At 67.4% G+C, this 20594-nt stretch carries 15 protein-coding genes; 5 read left to right on the plus strand and 10 right to left on the minus strand.

All coding sequences use genetic code 11. The annotated features are described in order from the left end of the window. Positions 1–644: 644 nt before the first annotated feature. The 3 genes from paaX to nifJ form a co-directional block, all read right to left on the minus strand. Complete coding sequence (gene paaX, locus GH660_RS00005) at positions 645–1592, minus strand: phenylacetic acid degradation operon negative regulatory protein PaaX (RefSeq protein WP_153144526.1); 948 nt, start codon at positions 1590–1592, stop codon at positions 645–647. A 205-nt stretch (positions 1593–1797) separates the two neighbouring features. Next, on the minus strand, positions 1798–2808 hold the full coding sequence (locus GH660_RS00010; protein ID WP_153144527.1) for a dihydroorotate dehydrogenase-like protein: 1011 nt from the start codon (positions 2806–2808) through the stop codon (positions 1798–1800). Beyond that, positions 2801–6421 carry a pyruvate:ferredoxin (flavodoxin) oxidoreductase gene (nifJ, locus tag GH660_RS00015; RefSeq protein ID WP_153144528.1) on the minus strand — a complete coding sequence of 1207 codons (3621 nt, stop codon included), beginning with the start codon at positions 6419–6421 and terminating at the stop codon, positions 2801–2803. The genes GH660_RS00010 and nifJ overlap by 8 nt, the downstream gene beginning before the upstream one ends. A 200-nt stretch (positions 6422–6621) precedes the next feature. On the opposite strand from nifJ, the gene GH660_RS00020 reads away from it, so the two are divergent. After that, positions 6622–7173: a DUF1439 domain-containing protein gene (locus tag GH660_RS00020; protein WP_194266182.1), complete on the plus strand. Its 552-nt coding sequence runs from the start codon at positions 6622–6624 to the stop codon at positions 7171–7173. 264 nt (positions 7174–7437) lie between these two features. Here GH660_RS00020 and GH660_RS00025 read toward each other — a convergent pair whose 3' ends face one another. Both GH660_RS00025 and gpmI read right to left on the minus strand, forming a co-directional pair. Beyond that, entirely contained in the window at positions 7438–7971 is a 534-nt protein-coding gene (locus tag GH660_RS00025) for a phasin family protein (protein WP_153144530.1), read from the minus strand. Between the two features lie 208 nt (positions 7972–8179). Beyond that, positions 8180–9820, minus strand: coding sequence for a 2,3-bisphosphoglycerate-independent phosphoglycerate mutase (gene gpmI / locus GH660_RS00030; protein ID WP_153144531.1), 1641 nt, complete (start codon positions 9818–9820; stop codon positions 8180–8182). A gap of 140 nt (positions 9821–9960) precedes the next feature. Here gpmI and prfB point away from each other — a divergent pair. The 4 genes from prfB to GH660_RS00050 all read left to right on the plus strand — a co-directional run bounded on the left by prfB (position 9961) and on the right by GH660_RS00050 (position 15638). Then, positions 9961–11065, plus strand: a protein-coding gene (gene prfB, locus GH660_RS00035) for a peptide chain release factor 2 (protein ID WP_153144532.1) whose coding sequence is annotated in 2 segments (ribosomal slippage) — positions 9961–10041 and positions 10043–11065 — 1104 coding nt in all. Because the reading frame shifts where the segments join, the coding sequence is not laid out codon by codon here. Between the two features lie 72 nt (positions 11066–11137). Next, entirely contained in the window at positions 11138–12256 is a 1119-nt protein-coding gene (locus tag GH660_RS00040; protein WP_153144533.1) for an efflux RND transporter periplasmic adaptor subunit, read from the plus strand. After that, positions 12253–15315 carry an efflux RND transporter permease subunit gene (locus GH660_RS00045; RefSeq protein WP_153144534.1) on the plus strand — a complete coding sequence of 1021 codons (3063 nt, stop codon included), beginning with the start codon at positions 12253–12255 and terminating at the stop codon, positions 15313–15315. Before GH660_RS00040 ends, GH660_RS00045 begins: the two co-directional genes overlap by 4 nt. Beyond that, positions 15315–15638: a cupin gene (locus GH660_RS00050; protein WP_153144535.1), complete on the plus strand. Its 324-nt coding sequence runs from the start codon at positions 15315–15317 to the stop codon at positions 15636–15638. The genes GH660_RS00045 and GH660_RS00050 overlap by 1 nt, the downstream gene beginning before the upstream one ends. Positions 15639–15653: 15 nt before the next feature. On the opposite strand, the gene GH660_RS00055 is transcribed toward GH660_RS00050, so the two are convergent. From GH660_RS00055 to GH660_RS00075, 5 genes are all read right to left on the minus strand, one after another. Next, a complete protein-coding gene (locus tag GH660_RS00055) occupies positions 15654–16133 on the minus strand; it encodes a nitrous oxide reductase accessory protein NosL (protein WP_153144536.1) in 480 nt (159 codons plus the stop codon). After that, positions 16133–16741, minus strand: a complete 609-nt coding sequence (locus tag GH660_RS00060) for a nitrous oxide reductase accessory protein NosL (RefSeq protein WP_153144537.1) — start codon at positions 16739–16741, stop codon at positions 16133–16135. Before GH660_RS00060 ends, GH660_RS00055 begins: the two co-directional genes overlap by 1 nt. 79 nt (positions 16742–16820) lie before the next feature. After that, a complete protein-coding gene (locus tag GH660_RS00065; protein ID WP_153144538.1) occupies positions 16821–17522 on the minus strand; it encodes a sulfite exporter TauE/SafE family protein in 702 nt (233 codons plus the stop codon). Between the two features lie 43 nt (positions 17523–17565). Further along, entirely contained in the window at positions 17566–19992 is a 2427-nt protein-coding gene (locus GH660_RS00070) for a cation-translocating P-type ATPase (protein WP_153144539.1), read from the minus strand. Further along, on the minus strand, positions 19989–20594 hold the full coding sequence (locus GH660_RS00075) for a hypothetical protein (RefSeq protein WP_153144540.1): 606 nt from the start codon (positions 20592–20594) through the stop codon (positions 19989–19991). Before GH660_RS00075 ends, GH660_RS00070 begins: the two co-directional genes overlap by 4 nt.

Raw genomic sequence — 20594 nt, forward strand, 5'->3', positions numbered from 1 at the left:
GCTCGACCGCGCGGCGTCAATCGGGCATTTTTATGGATGTTCATTCGGGGCCTCGGAGGCTTGTATGGTTGGCGCCTCCAATTCTCCGGGGAGACACCCCGAGTGAACAACCTACAGAGAGATCACATCTAGTCTTGCAAACCGGTCGCTGATCTAAATCGATCTCACTGGCTGCTTCGACCGAATGACGTCACAGGGCAGCCGCCCGGTGCGACCGCTCCAGATACCTGCGGTTGAGCTCGTGATGGTACGACAGGCAGCAGAGGGCACATGGCGGACGTGGTGCCGCTGACCGAACTCAAGAAGCGCGGCGGCTGACCGCCGCCGGCGCCGGTTTTACGCGGCGCCGGCGGCGGTGTCGCCAGCATCTTCCGGCACAAGGCTGGTGCCTGCGTCAGTCGCGATTCGCAAATTTGGTGCGCCACAGCATCTTCAACGCGCCGATCAGCGCGGGGGGAAGCAGCGATGCTGCGGTCACGCCGAGGAATATCTCCGTCAAGCCGATGTCCATGGCCATTCTCCGAAGCAGATAGACACCCTGGTGCAGCACGGAACGTGCCAAGCCCAGACCGAGCTGGCTGCGGCAATGGGAAGCCGGCGCTTCAGCGCCTGGGCCGACCGCGCGTCGGCTCCTTGCGCAGGCTCTATTGCGTCAGCGGGTCGTACTGCGGGAAACGCTCGGGTAGCGTCGCGTCTTCGGCCGGCACACTGCCGTCGGCGAGGCAGAGCATCTGGTCGAGATGGCGGGCGGACAGCGGTTCCAGCCGCTTGTACAGCTCCTTGCACAGGAGCCGCGCCTGCTGGCCCGGCCAGTCGGCGGGCAACAGGACTTCCGGCAGTTCCGGGTCGCGCAGCAGCAGGCGGCGGTAGTCGTGGATCAGCAGGGTGCGCAGCAGGAAGGCGTCCTGCTCGCTGACGTCGCCGAGATGGCTGTGGCGCAGGTCATCGAGGATCGGCTGGTAGGTGGCGACGAACTGGCCGTAGGCATCGGCCAGGATGCCCAGATCCCAGGCCCGGCGAACGAGGTCGGCATCGCTGGCCGACAGCGCCGAACGCGAATCGGCGGCGAACAGCGGCAGCAAGGCCGCGAGCGCCGCCGACAGGCCTTCGGCGATCAGCGCGTCGAGCACGCTGGGCAGTTCGGCGCTGGGATGCACGAAACAGTCCGCCCCCAGCGCCCCGAAGCCCTGCCAGAACAGGGCCTGGCGCACCTGGTCGCGGACCTTGGGATCGAGTTCGCCGACGACCAGGATGAGCCGCCAGCGGCGGTCCCAGAGCGGCGCATGCGAGGCGTAGATGTGGCGCGACGCTTCCTCGAAACGCCGGCGGCCGGAAGGCGTCAGCACGTAGTCGGCACGCCGGCCGATGGTTTCGGTGCGCAGCCATTCTTCCTTGGCGAGGCGGAAGACCGAGGTGCGGATCAGGCGTTCGTTGAGTTCGAGCGGTTCCAGCAGGCGGATCAGGCTGCCCAGCCAGATCCGCCCGCCGCGCGGCAGGATGGCGTCGCCAAAGACGGAAATGATCAGCGAGCCGGCATGAACCCGGCGCTGCTGGCGGAATTCGTCCAGACGGTTTTTCAGGGAGTCGCTCATGGCATCGACAGGCGGGGGTTGGCTGACCGGGCGCTTCTTGGCGAGCTCGGGCGCCTTTTTCCAGCCCAGGTGCGTATCATTTCAATCGGCGAATGATAGCAAAATTTCCTTGCTCCAGCTTGATCTGGCGCAAACGGATGCACAAGACGATACGCAACTTACTAGAAATAAGCATCCAAAAGTAACGCTTTTCGGCCGTGCCGCGCTAGTAGCGCACCCCCGCCGGCGGCGTGAACGAATCCAGCGCGTTGAGGTAGGCGGCGCGGGCGAAGGAACTCGGGTCGGGCAGGTTCTGCTGGCTCATCGAGCCCTTCATCTGTGCCACCGAGTCGTATTCGCGCACTTCCATCCAGCGCACGATGCCGTCGAGGATTTCCGCAAGCGCCTGCGGGCCGCGCTGCAACAGGGCGCTCGCCATGTGCACGACGTCGGCGCCGGCGAGCAGCATTTTCAGTGCGTCGTTCGCCGTATGGACGCCGCCGGTGGCCGCCAGCGAGAGGCCGGTGCGCCCGCGCAGGATGGCGATCCAGCGCATGGTCAGGAGAACGTCGGCGGAACTCGACAGCTGGACGCGGTCGACCACGCCCAGCGTGTCCAGGTCGATGTCCGGCTGGAAGAAGCGGTTGAACAGCGACACGCCGGCGGCCCCGGCGCCTTCGATCTGGCGGACGAAATGCGGCAGCGACGAGAAGAAGGGCGACAGCTTCATGCTGACGGGAATGCTCACCACCGTCTTCAGCTCGCGGAGCAGCGCGATATGGTGCTCTTCCAGCGCCTCCCCCGAGAGTTTCGGGTCGCCCGGCATGAACCAGGCGTTGAGCTCCAGCGCGTCGGCGCCAGCCGCCTGCATTTCCCTGCCGAGCTCGACCCAGCCGTTGAGCGAGGAACCGTTGAGGCTGGCCACGACGGGAATCGACAGCCGCGACTTGAGCGCCTGGATCTGCTCCAGGTAGCCGTCGAGCCGGCTCCGGTAGTCGTGCCCGAACGGCAGGTGGCCGGCCGCCTCGCCGAACGAATCGGGATGGACGAGGAAGCGGTCGATCATCAGCTCGTCGTTGCGCACGTCCTCCTCGAACAGCGAATGCATGACGACGGCGGCGGCCCCGGCGTCCTCCAGATGCAGCATCGCGTCGACGTCGTGGCTGAGCGGCGTGGATGACGGCACCAGCGGATTCTTCAGCGCCAGGCCGAGGTAGGTCGTGGACAGATCAGGCATTCGGTGTCTCCGTGGGCGCGCCGGCCTGCTCGGCCTGTTCCCTGATCGCCGCTTCCGGCAGCGCCAGTTCGGCGAGTTCGACGTATTCCTGGTGGCGCAGGCGGGCGTCGATATCGGCCTGGACCATGAAGCGTTCGGCATCCTTCGGGTGCTGGCGTTCGAGGACGGTGAAACGCGCCTCGTTGCGCGCGAATTCGCGGAAGGGAACGCTCGGCGCCGCGCTGTCGACCGACATCGGGTTCCGCCCCTGCTCGCGCAGCCGGGGATCATAGCGCAACAGCGGCCAGTGGCCGGATTTGACCGCCAGATCCTGCTGCCGGTGGTTGTGCGACATGTCGACGCCATGCGCGATGCACGGGCTGTAGGCGATGATGAGCGAGACGCCGGGATAGCTCTCGGCATCGAGGAAGGCCTTCAGCGTATGGGTATCCTTGGCGCCGTAGGCGACCTTGGCGACGTAGACGTTTTCGTAATCCATCGCGATGCGCGCCAGGTCCTTCTTGCGGTTGGGCTGGCCGCCGGCGGCGAACTTGGCGACCGCGCCGCGCGGCGTGGCCTTGGAGTTCTGGCCGCCGGTGTTGGAATAGACCTCGGTATCGAGGACCAGGATATTGACGTCGGCGCCCGACGACAGTACATGGTCGAGGCCGCCGAAGCCGATGTCGTAGGCCCAGCCGTCGCCGCCGATGATCCACACGCTGCGCCGGATCAGGTACTCGGCAACGGCCGCCAGCTGCTCGGCGGCCGGCGTCGCGAGGTGCGCCAGGCGGGCCTGCAGGGCGGCGACCCGCTCGCGCTGTTCGTGGATGCCGGCCTCGCTGCCCTGGTCGGCATTCAGCAGATCGGCGACCAGGCGGTCGCCGACCTCCAGCGCCAGCGCCTTTAGCTGCGTGCGCGCCGCGGCGGCCAGCTGGTCGGTGGCGAGGCGCATGCCGAGGCCGAATTCTGCGTTGTCCTCGAACAGCGAGTTGTTCCACGCCGGCCCGCGCCCTTCGGCATTGCTGGTGTAGGGCGTCGTCGGCAGGTTGCCGCCGTAGATCGACGAGCAGCCGGTGGCGTTGGCAACCAGCATGCGGTCGCCGAAGAGCTGTGTCGCCAGCCGGATGTAGGGCGTTTCGCCGCAGCCGACGCAGGCGCCTGAAAACTCGAAGAGTGGCGGCAGGAGCATGGCGCCGGGCACCGTGCCACGCTTGGCGAGACGCCGGTCGTAGTCGGGCAGGGTCAGGAAGAAGTCCCAGTTGGCTGCTTCCGCCACGCGCAGCGGCGCCTGCTCGGCCATGTTGAGCGCCTTGCGCGATACGTTGCTCTTGTCGCGGATCGGGCAGATATCGACGCACAGCGTGCACCCGGTGCAGTCCTCGGGCGCCACCTGGTAGCTCATCTTCCAGCCGGTCGGGTAATCCTTGCTGCGGATCGCCATCTGCTTGAAGGTCGGCGGCGCGCCGGCCGCCAGTTCGGCGGGGTAAGCCTTGGCGCGGATGGCCGAATGCGGGCAGACGAAGACGCACTTGCCGCACTGCGTGCACAGGTCGGTTTCGAGCACCGGGATCTGCAGCGCCAGGTTGCGCTTTTCGTAGCGCGCGGTGCCGGTCGGCCAGGTGCCGTCGGCCGGGAACAGCGACACCGGCAGCGCGTCGCCCTTGCCGGCGATGAGCGGCAGGGTCACCCGGCGCACGAACTCACCCACCGGCTGCGTGGCAATCGGTGGCGCCGCCTCGTCGGCGGCGACGGCCGGCACGTCCACCCGGTGCAGGCAGGCCAGCGTGCGGTCGATGGCGCGATAGTTGAGTTCGGCGATGCGCCGCCCCTTGCGGCCGTAGGTCTTCTCGACGGCGTGCTTGATCGCGGCGATGGCATCTTCCTGCGGCAGAATGCCGGAAATGGCGAAGAAGCAGGTCTGCATCACCGTGTTGATGCGGCGTCCCATATCGGCTTCCAGCGCCACCCGATAGGCGTCGATGACGTAGAAACTGACCCGCCTTTCGATCATCCGCCGCTGCGTCGCCGGTGGCAGCGCGGCCCACGCGCGCTCGGGCGCCACGCCGGTGTTGAGCAGGAAGACCGCCCCCGGCGCCGCATGCGCCAGCAGGTCGTGCGTTTCGAGGAACAGCGGCTGGTGACAAGCGATGAATTTCGCGTCGCCGTCGCCGGTCAGGTAGGCCGAGCGGATCGGTTTCGGTCCGAAGCGCAGGTGCGAGACGGTCATCGCCCCCGACTTCTTGGAGTCGTAGACGAAATAGCCCTGGGCGTGGAGATCGGTCTCGTCTCCGATGATCTTGATCGAATTCTTGTTGGCCGACACCGTGCCGTCCGAACCCAGCCCGTAGAAGACGGCGGCGAAGGTGTCGTGCGCCGCGTCGGTGCGGAAGGAGGTGTCGAAGGGCAGCGAGAGGCCGGTCTGATCGTCGTGGATGCCGACCGTGAAGCGGCGTGGCGGCACGGCTGCGGTCAACGCCTCGAAAACGGCCAAAACCATGGCCGGGTTGAATTCCTTGGAACCGAGCCCGTAGCGCCCGCCGATCACCTGCGGCATGACCGCGAAGCGCGGCGCGGCGCCCGCCTGGTCCTCGGCCAGCGCGACCAGCACGTCCTTGTACAGCGGCTCGCCGGCGGCGCCCGGCTCCTTGCAGCGGTCGAGCACGGCGATGCCGCGCGTCGTCGGCGGCAGGGCGGCGAGCAGCGCGGCCGGCGCCCACGGGCGGAACAGGCGGACCTTGAGCAGGCCGACCTTCGCCCCCTGGCGATTCAGGTGCTCGACGGTTTCCTGCACCGTCTCGGCGCCCGACCCCATGAGGACGACGACGCGCTCGGCATCGGGCGCGCCGACGTAGTCGAACAACTTGTAGTGGCGGCCAGTCAGTTTGCCGAACTGGTCCATGCGCTGCTGGACGATGTCGGGGAAGGCGTCGAACCAAGGGTTCTGCGCCTCGCGGGCCTGGAAGAAGACGTCGGGATTCTGCGACGTGCCGCGCAGCACCGGGCGCTCGGGCGACAGCGCGCGAGCGCGCTGGGCGCCGAGCAGTTCCTGCGGCAGCATTTTGGCCAGTGTCTGGTCGTCGACCGCAACGATCTTGGCGACTTCGTGCGAAGTGCGGAAGCCGTCGAAGAAATGCAGCACCGGAATGCGTCCGGCCAGCGTCGCCGCGCTGGCGATGGCCGCCATGTCGTGCGCCTCCTGCACCGAGTTCGAGGCCAGCAGCGCGAAGCCGGTGGCGCGCGTGGCCATGACGTCGGAGTGGTCGCCGAAGATCGACAGCGCGTGCGTCGCCACGGCGCGGGCAGCGACGTGGAAGACGGTCGGCGTCAGTTCGCCGGCGATCTTGTACATGTTGGGAATCATCAGCAGCAGGCCCTGCGACGCGGTGAAGGTCGTCGCCAGCGCCCCGGCCTGCAGCGCGCCATGCACGGTGCCGGCGGCGCCGCCTTCCGACTGCAGTTCGACGACCCGCGGCACGCTGCCCCAGATGTTGACCCTGCCGGCGGCGGCCCATTCGTCGGAAAGTTCGCCCATGCCGGACGAGGGGGTGATCGGGTAGATCGCGATCACTTCGGAAACCCGGAAGGCAACCGAGGCGACGGCTTCGTTGCCGTCGATGGTGAGCATCTTGTTCATGACGATTCCTGGCGATACCGGCTGCCGGCCCGCAGGCTGGCAGCTTGATGCAGCCCTGGCACGGGCCGGGGCCGGATGCTGCGATGCAACAACCCCATTCTACGCCCAGTTCGGAAAAAATATGCCATCCAACATGGCGCGCGCGAGCATTGCACGCGGCGAAAAAATCGGCAGACTGTCGGCTGACGACAAGGAACACCATGCGCGCCACCTCCCTCGCCCTGCTGTTCGCCGCCCTGACGGCAGTTTCGACCCCCGGCTGCGCCGGCCTCGGGGACAAGGAAATCGCCTTCTCGGAAGCCGAAGTCCAGGCGGCGCTGGCGCGCCACAGCCCGCCGGAAAAGCGTTACGCCGGCCTGCTGACCGTCGCGCTGCGCGAAGTGCCGACGATCCGCCTCGGCGTGCCCGAAGGCCGCGCCGGCATCAGTGCGCGCATGGAGATCACGCTGGTCGGCAATCCGCCGATCGCGGTCGACGTCAAGGGCCACGCCGGCATTCGCTACGACGACCAGAGCAAGGCCTTCTTCCTCGAAAGCCCGGTCGCCGAGTCGGTCGAATCCGCAGCCCTGCGCCGCGAGCTCGAACCCGGCGTGCGCCGTGCCGTGAGCCAGTTGCTGACCGCCTACTTCCGCAGCCGGCCGGTGTACGTCCTGCGCGAAGACGGCAGCGCCCAGGAAATCGCCGCCCGCTGGCTGTTGCGCTCGGTCAGGATCGAACCGGGCAAGGTGGTGGCGACGCTGTCGCCGTTCTGAAACCGGGCCACGAAAAAAAGAAGCCCGCACGGGGCGGGCTTGAATCCATTTCTTGGAGGAGATGGAGGAGACGGTTCCCAGTATGCCAAACAATATTGTGCACTGCAACACAAATTTGCGAGGAATGCCGGCTTCCCAGAATTTTCAGCATTCCCGCAACGCTGGCGGCCGCTGCAGCGGCGTGGCCGGTGCCCACGCCGCTGCCCTGAAATGCAAAAAGCCCCGCGGATCCCGCGGGGCTTTTCGTTGCCGAAGGGCCGAAGATTACTTCTTCTTGGCAGCAGCGGTCGTCGCCTTGGTGACGGCGGCCACGTTGGCCTGGGCGGCGTCGGCGAATTGCTTGGCAACCGCGTTCATGTTGCCGAAGGCCGAGGTAGCGGCAGCGATGGCGTTCTGGATCGCGGCGACGGCGGTTTCGGAACCGGCCGGAGCGGACTTGGCAGCCTTGTCGAGCAGGCCGGCGATGGATTTCTGGAAGTCACCGAACTGGGCTTCGACCAGCTTGGCCAGTTCCTGCTGGGACTGGGAAGTGATCTCGTAGACCGAACGCGAGTAGGCGACTGCCTTCTCGACGGCCGGCTGGGCCAGGGCGGACTGGACGGCCAGGGCAGCTTGCGGATCCTTGGCTTCCATGACGGCCTTGGCGCCGGAAGCGGAATCTTCCAGGGCCGAACGGGCGGCGTTCAGGTTCAGGGCAGCGATGCGCTCGGCGGTAGCCAGGGCGGTGTTGGCGACGGACAGCAGGGAATCGACAGCGGCCTTGTTGGCGGCGGCGAATTGTTCGGCATTGACGGACATGGAAGTCTCCTGAAGGTGTGGAATACGGGATTTGTTACTTGCTGCTGTGAATCATTATAGCGCAAATATTTAGAAATTGTTGCACTGCAACAATTTATTTTTGCAGCGCCCGGAAAGCCAGGCAGCAGCTGCGGTCGACCGCGCCGAACAATGAAAAACGGGCACGTGCCGCACTGCGCCGCGCCCGCTTTTTTTCAGCCGGATCGCCTCAGCGGATTTCGAGCACGCTTTCGTCCCACGCCGGATGCTTTTCCAGCCCGAGCAGGTTGGCGACGGTCGCCGCGATGTTCGAGAGGCCGGCCTGTTCCGTCTGGCGCAGGCCCAGCTTGCCGCCCGTCGCGTTGTCGTAGAGGATCAGCGGCACCGGGTTCAGGGTGTGCGCCGTCTTGGCCTTGAACGAGCCGTCCTTGTTCTGTGCCGGCTGCTTCGTCTTCTTGTCGAGCTCGAACATCTCGTCGGCGTTGCCGTGGTCGGCGGTGATCAGCGCCACGCCGCCGGCCGCGTCGATGGCCTGCAGCAGTCGCGCCAGCGAGAGGTCGACGGCCTCAATGGCGATGCGCGCCGCCTCGAAGTTGCCGGTATGGCCGACCATGTCGCCGTTGGCGAAGTTGCAGCGCAGGGTCCGGTACTGGCCGGACTGGATGGCGGCAATCATCGCGTCGGCGATTTCGGCGGCCTTCATCCACGGCCGCTGCTCGAAGGGCACGACGTCGCTCGGCACCTCCTCCCAGGTTTCGCCGGCGAACTTGCCCGAGCGGTTGCCGTTCCAGAAATAGGTCACGTGGCCGAACTTCTGGGTTTCGGAACAGGCGTACTGGCTGATGCCCAGCTTGCTGAACCACTCGCCCGAGGTGTCCCGGATCGCCGGCGGGGCGACGAGGAAGCGGGCCGGCAGCTTGAGGTCGCCGTCGTACTGCAGCATGCCGGCGTAGGTCACCTGCGGGGTGCGGACGCGGTCGAACTTATCGAAATGCGCCTCCTCGAAGGCGCGCGTGATCTCGATGGCGCGGTCGCCGCGGAAATTGAAGAAGACGACCGAGTCGCCGTCCTCGATGGTGCCGATCGGCTTTCCGCCTTCGGCGATGACGAATTCCGGCAGGTCCTGGTCGATGGTGCCCGGATTCCGCTCGCGCAGGCCGTTGACCGCAGCCGTCGCGTTCGCGAACTGCGGGCCTTCGCCGAGCACGTGAGTGCGCCAGCCTTTCTCGACCATCGGCCAGTTGGCGTCGTAGCGGTCCATGGTGATGTACTGGCGGCCGCCGCCGGAGGCGATGCGGGCGTCGAAGCCGCCGGTCGAAATTTCGGCGAGGAAGGCCTCGAAGGGCACGACGTATTCCAGCGCACTGGTTTCCGGCACGTCGCGGCCGTCGAGCAAGGCGTGGATGCGTACCGTCCGGACGCCTTCGGCCTTGGCTTGGACGACCATCGCCTTCAGGTGGTCGATATGGCTATGCACGTTGCCGTCGGAGAAGAGGCCGATGAAGTGGATGACACCGCGCCCGGCCTTGGCCCCGGCCACTACCTGCTGCCAGGCCTCGCCGGCCCAGATCGAGCCGTCGGCGATGGCGTTGGCGACCAGCGCCGCGCCCTGGCTATAGACCTGGCCGGCACCGATCGCGTTGTGGCCGACTTCGGAATTGCCCATGTCGTCGTCGGACGGCATGCCGACGGCGGTGCCGTGGGCGCGCAGGCGGATGTTCGGGTAGGCGGCGAACAGGCGGTCGAGGGTCGGCTTGCTGGCGGCGGCAATGGCGCTGCCGACATCGGTTTTCGGCAGGCCGTAGCCGTCCATGACGATGACGACGACGGGGCCGGGAACGCCGGCGAAGGAAGAAAGCTTCTGGAGCATGGGTGCGATTCCTGCAATGAAGGTCGGGGCGCCCGGCGGCGCCTTAACCGGTAAGTATCGGCGCCCGCCATGCCCCAGTCAATCCACCGCCGGCAGCGACGGCTATAATTGCGGCTTTGCAACACGACGAGAACAGCATCATGGAAGCCGAACAACTGAACAGCATCGCCAACCAGCTCGACGACATCGCGCAGCGCGCGGCCGAGCTGCGGAGGTATCTTTGACTACGACCACAAACGCGAACGCCTGACCCTCCTCAACCAGGAGATGGAAGATCCCAAAATCTGGGACGATCCGAAACGCGCCCAGGAACTGGGCCGCGAAAAGAAATCGCTGGAAGACGTCGTGCTCGTCCTCGAAGCCGTCGACGCCGGCCTCAACGACGGCCGCGAACTGTTCGCGATGGGCCGCGAGGAAAACGACGACGACACCCTGCACGCCGTCGAGGCCGATGCCGGCGAACTCGAGAAGAAGATCGCGGCCCTCGAATTCCGCCGCATGTTCAGCAATCCGCAGGACCCCAACCCCTGCTTCCTGGAAATCCAGGCCGGCGCCGGCGGCACCGAGGCACAGGACTGGGCCTCCATGCTGCTACGCATGTACCTGAAATTCGGCGAAAAGAAGGGGTTGACCGTGGAGGTCATGGAAGAGTCGGAAGGCGACGTCGCCGGCATCAAGAGCGCCACCGTCAAATTCTCCGGCGACTACGCCTACGGCACGCTGCGCACCGAGACCGGCATCCACCGCCTGGTCCGCAAGTCGCCCTTCGATTCCAACGCGCGCCGCCACACCAGCTTCACGTCGGTCTTCGTGTACCCCGAGGTGGACGACTCGATCGAGATCGACATCAACCCGGCCGACGTGCGCACCGACACCTTCCGCGCCTCCGGCGCCGGTGGTCAGCACATCAACAAGACCGACTCGGCGGTGCGCCTGACGCACGTCCCGACCAATATCGTCGTGCAGTGCCAGAACGACCGCTCGCAGCACCGCAACCGCGACGAAGCCTGGAAGATGCTGCGCGCCCGCCTCTACGAACACGAGCTGCGCAAGCAGCAGGCCGAGCAGCAGAAGCTGGAGGACGCCAAGTCCGACATCGGCTGGGGCCACCAGATCCGCTCCTACGTGCTCGACCAGAGCCGCATCAAGGATCTGCGCACCAACTACGAAGTCGGAAACACGCAGGCCGTACTCGACGGCGACCTCGACGGCTTCATCGAGGCCAGCCTCAAACAGGGGGTCTGACGCCCAAGCGCAAAAGCCGGGAAGCAGCCTCTCCCGGCTTTTTAATTTCTGCCCACGCCAACGCCACGCACCATGAAAAACCTCGTTTCCGGACTGTCGACCGCAACCATCATCCTCGCCCTGGCCGCCTGCGGCGACCGGAACGCTGCCCCGACGCCGGCCGCGGCGGGCAAGCCGGCGCTCACCGTTACCGCCACCGTCCCGCAATCGCTCGACTGGCCGCAGACGCTGGCCGCCAGCGGCAATGTCGCGGCCTGGCAGGAGGCGGTGATCGGCCCCGAGATCAGCAATTACCGCATCACCGAGGTACGGGTGAATGTCGGCGACCAGGTGAAAAAGGGTGACGTGCTGGCGCGCATCGCCAGCGACGCCGTGGACAGCGAGCTGGACGAGAGCAAGGCGGCGGTCGCCGAGGCCGAAGCGACGCTGGCCGAGGCGCGGGCGATCAACGAGCGCGCCCGGCAGCTGCGCGAGAAGGGTTTCTACAGCCCGCAACAGGGCGTGCAGACGCAGACCGCCGCCGATACCGCGCTGGCCCGCCTGAACGCCGCCAGGGCGCGGCTCAGGTCGGCCGAACTCAAGCGCTCCAAGTCCAGCGTCGTGGCGCCGGACGACGGCATCATCTCGGCGCGCAGCGCCACCGTCGGCTCGCTGACGCAGCCGGGCGAGGAACTGTTCCGCCTGATCCGCGGCGGCCGCCTCGAATGGCGTGCCGAGGTGACGGCCGCCGAGCTCGCCCGCCTGCGCCCGGGCCAGCCGGCGCGGCTGGAGACCCCGAACGGCGCCGGCGTGACCGGCACCGTGCGCGCCGTGGCGCCGACCGTCGACCCGCAGACGCGCAACGGCATCGTCTACGTCGACCTGCCGCCGGAGGCCGGCCAGGCGCTGAGCGCCGGCATGTTCACGCGCGGCCGCTTCGAGCTCGGCCAGCAGCCGGCGCTGACCCTCCCGCAATCGGCCGTCCTGCTGCGCGAGGGCTTCGCCTACGTCTTCCGCATCGAGCCGGGTGACGGCGAACTGGCCCGGGTGACGCAGCTGAAGGTGGGCACCGGCCGCCGCGCCGGCGAGCGCATCGAGGTCAGCGGCCTGGCCGCCGATGCCCGCGTCGCGGCCGGCGGCGCCGGCTTCCTCGCCGACGGCGACACCGTGCGCGTGGTCGCCGCGCCGGCGGCCGGCAAGGCGCAGCCATGAACGTTTCGGCGTGGTCCATCCGGAATCCGATTCCGGCCGTCCTGCTCTTCGTCATGCTCACCCTGGTCGGCCTGATGGCCTTCCGGGCGATGAAGATCCAGCAGTTCATGGACATCGACCTGCCGACGGTGACGGTCACCGCCAGCCTGCCCGGCGCGGCGCCGGCGCAGATGGAAACCGAGGTGGCGCGCAAGATCGAGAACGCCGTCGCCACCCTGCAGGGCATCAAGCGCATCTACACCAAGGTGCAGGACGGGACGGCCATCGTCACCGTCGAATTCCGCCTCGAAAAGCCGACACAGGAAGCGCTCGACGACGTGCGCGACGCCGTTTCGCGCATCCGCGCCGACCTGCCGGGCGACCTCAAGGACCCGGTGATTTCCAAGGTCAACCTGGCCGGCGCGCCGATCCTGACCTACACCGTCGCCTCGACGCGCATGGACGACGAGGCGCTGTCGTGGTTCGTCGACAACACGGTGACCAAGGCGCTGCTTTCCGTGCGCGGCGTCGGTGCCGTGGCGCGCGTCGGCGGCGTCACGCGCGAGATCCGCATCGAGCTCGATCCGGCCCGCCTGCTTGCGTTGCGCGCCACGGCCGCCGACGTTTCGCGCCAGCTGCGCCAGATCCAGCAGGAGGCCTCGGGCGGCCGCGCCGACGTCGGCGGCGTCGAGCAGTCGGTGCGCACCATCGCCACCGTGCGCAACGCCGAGGAGCTCGGGGCGATGGAAATCTCGCTCGCCGACGGCCGCCGCATCCGCCTCGACCAGCTCGCCACGGTCAGCGACACCGTCGCCGAACAACGCTCGGCGGCCCTGCTCGACGGCAAGCCGGTGGTCGGCTTCGAGATCGTGCGCAGCCGCGGCGCCGGCGAGGTGGAGGTCGCCGACGGTGTGCGCGCGGCGCTGGAAAAGCTGAAGAAGGAGCACCCCGACATCACCATCACCGAGGCCTTCAACTTCGTCGACCCGGTGGTCGAGAATTTCGACGGCTCGATGTCGCTGCTGATCGAGGGCGCCCTGCTCGCCGTGCTGGTGGTCTGGCTCTTCCTGCGCGACTGGCGGGCCACCTTCGTCTCGGCCACCGCGCTGCCGCTGTCGATCATCCCGACCTTCGCTGCGATGTACGTGATGGGCTTCACGCTCAACGTCGTCACCCTGCTCTCGCTGTCGCTGGTGGTCGGCATCCTGGTCGATGACGCCATCGTCGAGATCGAGAACATCATCCGCCACCTGCGCATGGGCAAGACGCCCTACCAGGCGGCAATGGAAGCGGCCGACGAGATCGGCCTGGCGGTCATCGCCACCACCTTCACGCTGATCGCCGTGTTCCTGCCGACCGCCTTCATGAGCGGCGTGCCGGGCAAATTCTTCGTCCAGTTCGGGTGGACCGCGGCGATCGCCGTCTTCTTCTCTCTCGTCGTCGCCCGCATGCTGACGCCGATGATGGCGGCCTACCTGCTCAAGCCGCCGAAAAAGATGCATCACGAGCCGCGCTGGATGACGGTCTACGCCGGCTGGGCGGCGTGGTGCCTGAAGCACCGGCTGACGACGCTGTTCGCGGCGACGGTCTTCTTCTTCGGCTCCTTCGCGCTGGTGCCGCTGCTGCCGACCGGCTTCATCCCGCCCGACGACCTCTCGCAGACGCAGGTCTACCTCGCGCTGCCGCCGGGCAGCACCTTCCGGGAAACCTTCGCCGCCGCCGAGGAGGCGCGCCACATCGTCGAACGCAACCCGCACGTCCGCATGATCTACACCGCCATCGGCGGTGGCGCCTCGGGCAGCGACCCGTTCGCCCCCAAGGGCGCGCCGGAGGTGCGCAAGGCGACGCTGACCATCAACCTGACGCCGCGCGCCCAGCGTGGCGGCGTCCGGAAGCAGGAAGTCGAACGCCAGCTGCGCGAGGCGCTGGCCGTCCTGCCCGGCGTCCAGGTCAAGGTCGGCCTCGGCGGATCCAACGAGAAATACGTGCTGGTGCTGGCCAGCGAGAACGGCGACCTGCTCGCCGAACACGCCCGCGTCGTCGAGCGCGAGCTGCGCAGCATTCCCGGTATCGGCGCCGTCACCACGACGGCCAGCCTGGTGCGCCCGGAACTCGTCGTGCGCCCCGACTTCGCGCGCATGGCCGACCTCGGCGTCACCTCGGCGGCGATCGCCGACACCCTGCGCATCGCCACCGCCGGCGACTACGACCAGAACATCGCCAAGCTCAACCTGACACAGCGGCAGATCCCCATCGTCGTCAAGCTACCGCCGGAAGCGCGCCAGGATTTGCCCCTGCTCGAACGGTTGACCGTACCCGGCAAGCACGGCCCGGTGATGATCGGCAACGTGGCGACGCTCGAACTGGCCGGCGGCCCGGCCGAGATCGACCGCTACGACCGCCTGCGCAACATCAATTTCGAGATCGAGCTCAACCAGCAGCCGCTCGGCGAAGTCGAGAAGCAGGCGCTGGCCCTGCCCAGCCTCGCCAATCTGCCGCCCGGCATCCTGCAGACCACGGTCGGCGACGCCGAGGCGATGGGCGAACTGTTCCAGAGCTTCGGGCTGGCGATGCTGACCGGCGTGCTCTGCATCTACATCGTGCTGGTCCTGCTGTTCAAGGATTTCGTGCAGCCGGCGACCATCCTCGCCGCCCTCGTGCTCTCGGTGCCCGGCGCCTTCCTGGCGCTGTTCGTGACGCAGACGGCGCTGTCGATGCCGTCGATGATCGGCCTCATCATGTTGATGGGCATCGCCACCAAGAACTCGATCCTGCTCATCGACTACGTCATCCTCGCCCGCCGCGAGCACGGGCTGGATCGTTGGAGCGCCCTGCTCGACGCCTGCCGCAAGCGCGCCCGGCCGATCGTCATGACCACCGTCGCGATGGGCGCCGGCATGCTGCCGATCGCGATCGGCATCGGCACCGACCCCAGCTTCCGGGCGCCGATGGCGATCGTCGTCATCGGCGGCCTGATCACCTCGACCTTCCTCAGCCTGCTGGCGATCCCCGTCGTCTTCACCTACGTGGACGATGCCGTGACCTGGATCAAGCGGCACCTGCCGCGGGCGCACGCCTGATGGACAGCATTTTTGCCGGTCTGCCGCGGTCGACCGCAAGCGACGAGCAATTTTCGCAATTGCTCGGGCGCCCCTGCCTGCGCATCGAGCGCATCGTGTCGACTGGCCAGTGCAGCCCGCCGGATTTCTGGTACGACCAGCCGGAAGGCGAATGGGTGCTGCTCCTCCAGGGCGCCGCCCGCCTGCGCTTCGCCGACGAGCCCGAAGCCCGCCGGCTCGCCGCCGGCGATTTCGTCGATATCGCCCCGCATCGCCGCCACCGCGTCGAGTGGACGGCGCCCGGCGAAATCACCATCTGGCTGGCGGTGCACTACGCGGCCTGAGGCCGTCGGCGCGCCTCAGGGCTTGCCGGTGTCCACGCGTTCGACGACCGGCGGCGTGACGCCGCCGAAGGCGAAAATCGCCCTCCCCTTGTGATCCTTCAGGAAATCGTCGGCGTCCGCACGCGTGGCGAGCGGCACGAATTCGTGGCCCATCGGGCCGAGCACGTCGGAACCGGTCACGAACCAGGCCTGGCGCGCGTCAATGCGTTCAAGGTTGTAGAAGTCGGTCACGTAGATTCCGCCGATGTCTTCCTTGCGGTGGCCGGGCGCGAATTTCGGCAGGTCGTGCAGGAACTTGAACATGTCCTTGGCGCCGTCGAAGAAATGCGCATGGCCATCCTTCCAGGTAACGACGGCGACCCAGTTCGGATACTTGGAGACCAGCATGCCACACACAGGGCAGAGATCCTTCGGCCCCGGTCGCGGCACGTTCTGGGCGAATCCGGCGACCGCGCAGAACAGCAGGCCGCACAGGATCAGGCTGCGGCGCAGCATCAGCCCTGCTTCTGCTGGGCAGCCCGCTGGCGCCGCTCCTCGCGCATCTTGCGGATCATGCTGACGTCGGCCGCCATGTCGACATAGGCCTCGCGCAAGGCCTCGTCGAACTTGGCCAGTGAACCGCCAAATCTGGCCTGGAATTCCTTCGCCTGCTCAGCGGAGGCAAAAGAGTGCTTGCTGCGCTTGGTCATCGCATGTTTGAGATCGGCGCCGATCAGATAGGTCAGTTGATCGACCGGATAGAGTGGACGTGGATCGACTGTAGAAGCGTAGTCGGGACCCCAGATCATTTTCGGTTCGCGGTCAATGTTGAGACCAAGGCTCAGCGCCAGACAATGGATGGAGCAGACGCCATCGGTCAGGTTGTCCGAATACTGGACGAGCATACGAGCGCGGTTGTGTTCCTTGCGATCCATGCCGCAGTAGGGGCATTTCGGGTGCTTCGTCAGTTCGTTCTCCAGCGGATTGGCGTCGGGCGCCGTCTTGGGAACGAACTGGGCCGGCGTACCGTCCGCCGGGCAGGCATCGGCGGCAACGGCGCGGCCGCTCGTTGCGGCGGTCACCCCGGACAGCATGGATATCTTGAGCAGATCGCGGCGCTTCATGGTCATTCTCCCTGTCGTTATTGGATAGCGGGAATATTAGTCTTCATCGATGCGTCGCGAATGCGGCAAAAAGTCGCACCTAGCCGATCAGGCTACGCATCACGGCGTAATAGCGCAGCCCCTGCCACAGCGTCGACACGCCGAGGGCGATGACGAACAGCGCCGCCCCCTTGAGTAGCCAGCCGCGCAGGCGCGGCCCGAGCTTGCCGAAGAGGAAGGAGGCGGAGAGCATCGACGGCAGCGTGCCGGCGCCGAAGGCCAGCATCAGCAGGCCGCCTTCGAGGACGGACGGCGCCGTGGTCGCCTTGACCGCCATCGCCATGGTCATCGAACACGGCATCAGGCCGTTGATCGCGCCGCCGATCAACGCGCCAACCACCGGGCCCTTCTGCACCGCCAGGGTGAATTGCTTGCGCAGCCAGGCAATTGGCGCGAAACCAAACCGGTTGCGCACCGGCGAAACACCGAGCAGGTCGAGACCGAGCAGGATGACGACGATCCCGGCGACGATCTGCAGCGCGCCCTGCCAGAGACCGATCTGCCCGGTAGACACCAGCACCGCGCCAATGGCGGCGGCAATGAGCCCGACCACCGCGTAGAGGCTCACCCGCGCCCCGTGATAGGCCAGGTATGGCCATACGCCCTTGGCCCCGAGCTTCATGAAGAAGCCGGAAACCAGCCCGCCGCACATGCCCAGGCAGTGCCCGCTGCCGAGCAGGCCGGTCATGAAGGCGAGCCAGTACGAAAACTCGGCGATGGCCTGGTGGTGCGAATGATCCATGGGCTGTCGCGGTCAACCGGCGAAAATGAACAGTTTCCGCGCCTCAGCGTTGCAGGCGCAGCGAGTTGGCGACCACCGACACCGAACTCATCGCCATCGCCGCTGCGGCGATCATCGGGTTGAGCCGGCCGGCGGCGGCGACCGGGATGGCGACGACGTTGTAACCCAATGCCCAGAACAGGTTCTGGCGGATGATCGCCATTGTCCGCCGCGAAAGGTCGATGCCGGCGGCGAGACGGGCGATGTCGCCACCCACCAGCGTGACGTCGGCCGACTCGACGGCGATGTCGGCGCCGCCGCCGATGGCGAAGCCGACGTCGGCGGCGGCCAGGGCGGGCGCATCGTTGATGCCGTCGCCGATCATGCCGACCTTGTCGCCGGCGGCCTGCAGCTCGCGGATGACGGCCAGTTTGTCGGCCGGCGTGCAGCGGGCCAGCACGCGGTCGATGCCGACCTCGCGGGCGACGTGGCCGGCGACCGCTTCAAGGTCGCCCGTGGCCATCACGGTCTTCAGTCCAAGCCGGTGCAGCAACGCGATGGCCTCGCGGGCGCCCGGCCGCGGCTGGTCGGCAATGGCGAAAATAGCCATCGCCCGGCCGTTGACCGCGACGAACACCGGCGTCTTGCCTTGCTCGGCCAGCCGCGCCGCCTCGGCGGCAAGCGGTGCGCCATCGATGCCGCGCTCACCGAGCAGCGCCGCGTTACCGATGACCACCCCGACGCCATCGACCTCGGCGGTGACGCCACGGCCGGGATGGGCGGCGAAGACCGTCGCCGTCAGAGCCTGGGTGGCGCGCGGCCGGCTCCAGTCGGCCAGCGCGCGGGCCAGGAAGTGTTCGGAACCGGCCTCGGCGGCGCCAATCAGCGCTGCCAGGCGCGCCTCGCCCATGCCGGGCAGGATGAAAGCGTCTGTCACCGCCGGCTTGCCTTCAGTGATCGTGCCCGTCTTGTCGAAGACGACGGTGGTCAGTTTGGCTGCGGTTTCCAGCGCCTCGCCGTTGCGGATGTAGATGCCGCGCCGGGCCGCCTGGCCGGTGCCGACCATGATCGCCGTCGGCGTCGCCAGCCCGAGCGCGCACGGGCAGGCGATCAGCAGCACGGCGACCGAATGGGCGAGCGCGGCGGAAACCGGCGCGCCGGCCAGCGACCAGCCGGCGAAGGTCAGCCCGGCGATGCCGCCGACAGCGGGCACGAAGCGCGCCGAGATGCGGTCGGCCAGCTTCTGCACCGGCAGTTTGCTGCCCTGAGCGTGGTCGACCAGCTTGACGATGCCGGACAGCACGGTGTCGCCGCCGACGGCGGTGACGCGCATGGTGAAGCTGCCGTTGCCGTTCAGGCAGCCGCCGATCACCTTGTCGCCCGCCACCTTGGCGACGGGCAACGACTCGCCGGTGATCATCGCTTCGTCAATCGCGGATTGGCCGTCGATGAGCCGGCCGTCCGTGGGAATCTTATCGCCGGCGCGCACGCGCAGCACGTCGCCGACCTGCACGTCGTCGATCGGGATTTCCCGTTCGGAACCATCGGCGTCGATGCGCAGCGCCGTTTCCGGCTGCAGTTCGATCAGCTTGCGGATCGCCTCGCCGGCCTTGCCCTTGGCGCGTTCCTCCATGTAGCGGCCGAGCAGCACGAAGGTACAGATGGCGGCCGCCGACTCGAAATAGACGTGGTGGTGCAGCTTGAACACGCCGGGAATGCTGTAGGCCCACGCCGCACCGGAACCAATGGCGATCAGCGTATCCATGTTGGCCTCGCCCTGCCTGGCGAGTGCCCAGGCCTTGCGGAAGATGCTGTCGGCGCTGCCGAACAGGACGGCGGACGACAGGCCCAGCTCGATCAGGCGCAGCGCCGGCGAACGGTGCATCAGCATGCCGGAAATCATCACCGGCGCCGTCAGCAGCGCCGACTGGACGAAGCGTTTCTTCGCCTCCTCGACGCGCACCTTCTCGCGCTCGACGAGCAGGCGGCGCTGGGCCAGCGTGTCCATCGGCCGCGTTTCGTAGCCGAGGCGGTGGACGACGTCGGCCACCCCGTCGCGGTCGATCACGCCGTGCACGGTCACCGTCGCCGCGGCGAAATTGACCGTCGCGTCGCGCACCCGCGGGTCGCGCTTGAGCTTCATCTCGATCAGCAGCGCGCAGGAAGCGCAGGTCATGCCTTCGACCGCCAGCGAACATTCGCTGACCGGGCCGTCGACCGGGGCAACAGGGGCTGTTGGCGCCTTGGGCGCGGCGATGAGGTTGCCGAGTACCGCGTCGAGGGTCGCCAGCAGGCGCTGCTCGGGCAAGGCGGCCGGGTCGAAACGGATCGCCAGCGAGCCGATGTCGGGCACCAGCGCCACGTCCTGCACCGCCGGGTGCTTGCGCAGCAGGATTTCCAGGATGTAGCAGCGCTCGGCGTCCCTGACCAGCGCCGGCGCGATGACCCGGATGCGGCGCGACAGGCGATGGACGACGCGGCAATGCTTCATGGACGCTTGCGGTAGCGGACCAGCAGGAAGACGAGGTAGAAGGTCGTCAGCCAGGCATTGCTGTTGGCCAGCGGATTCTGCAGCCAGCGCTTGGTGATGAGGTCCCAATGCACCTTGATCAGGTAGAAGGCGACGATGTCGTTGAAGAAATTGGTCACCGCCTTTTCGGTCAGCGCGCTTTCGACCATCGGCTGGAAACGGGCGCGTAGCGAGCCAGCCGGCACTTCGCCGGGCGGAATCACCGCTGCCTTGACCTTGTCGAGCAGGGGCTGGATGCCACGGTCGAGGATGCCACTGTTTGCCGGCGCTGCAGCAGGCGCTTCGGGCGTTGCAACGGCTTCGTCAGGCAGCGCGTCGATCACGTCGAACAATTGCCGGGCCACTTGCGCGGTGCTCAGCGCGGCGGCGTCGTAGCGGATGGAAATCCGCTTCCAGCCGGGGTCGACCGCGACAATCGTCACGCCGGCCAGCGTCCCGACGCCGGCCTCGAGGTCGGCGGCGACATCGCTGCCGCAAAGTTCGCCCGGCAATTCCAGGCGCAGGTAACCCGGCTCACGGTGGACGACGACGATGCGTCCGGCCAGTTGGGCGGCTTGCGGCAT

Origin of the sequence: Dechloromonas sp. H13, from assembly GCF_009469615.1 — a bacterium.
Classification (GTDB): Bacteria; Pseudomonadota; Gammaproteobacteria; order Burkholderiales; family Rhodocyclaceae; genus Azonexus.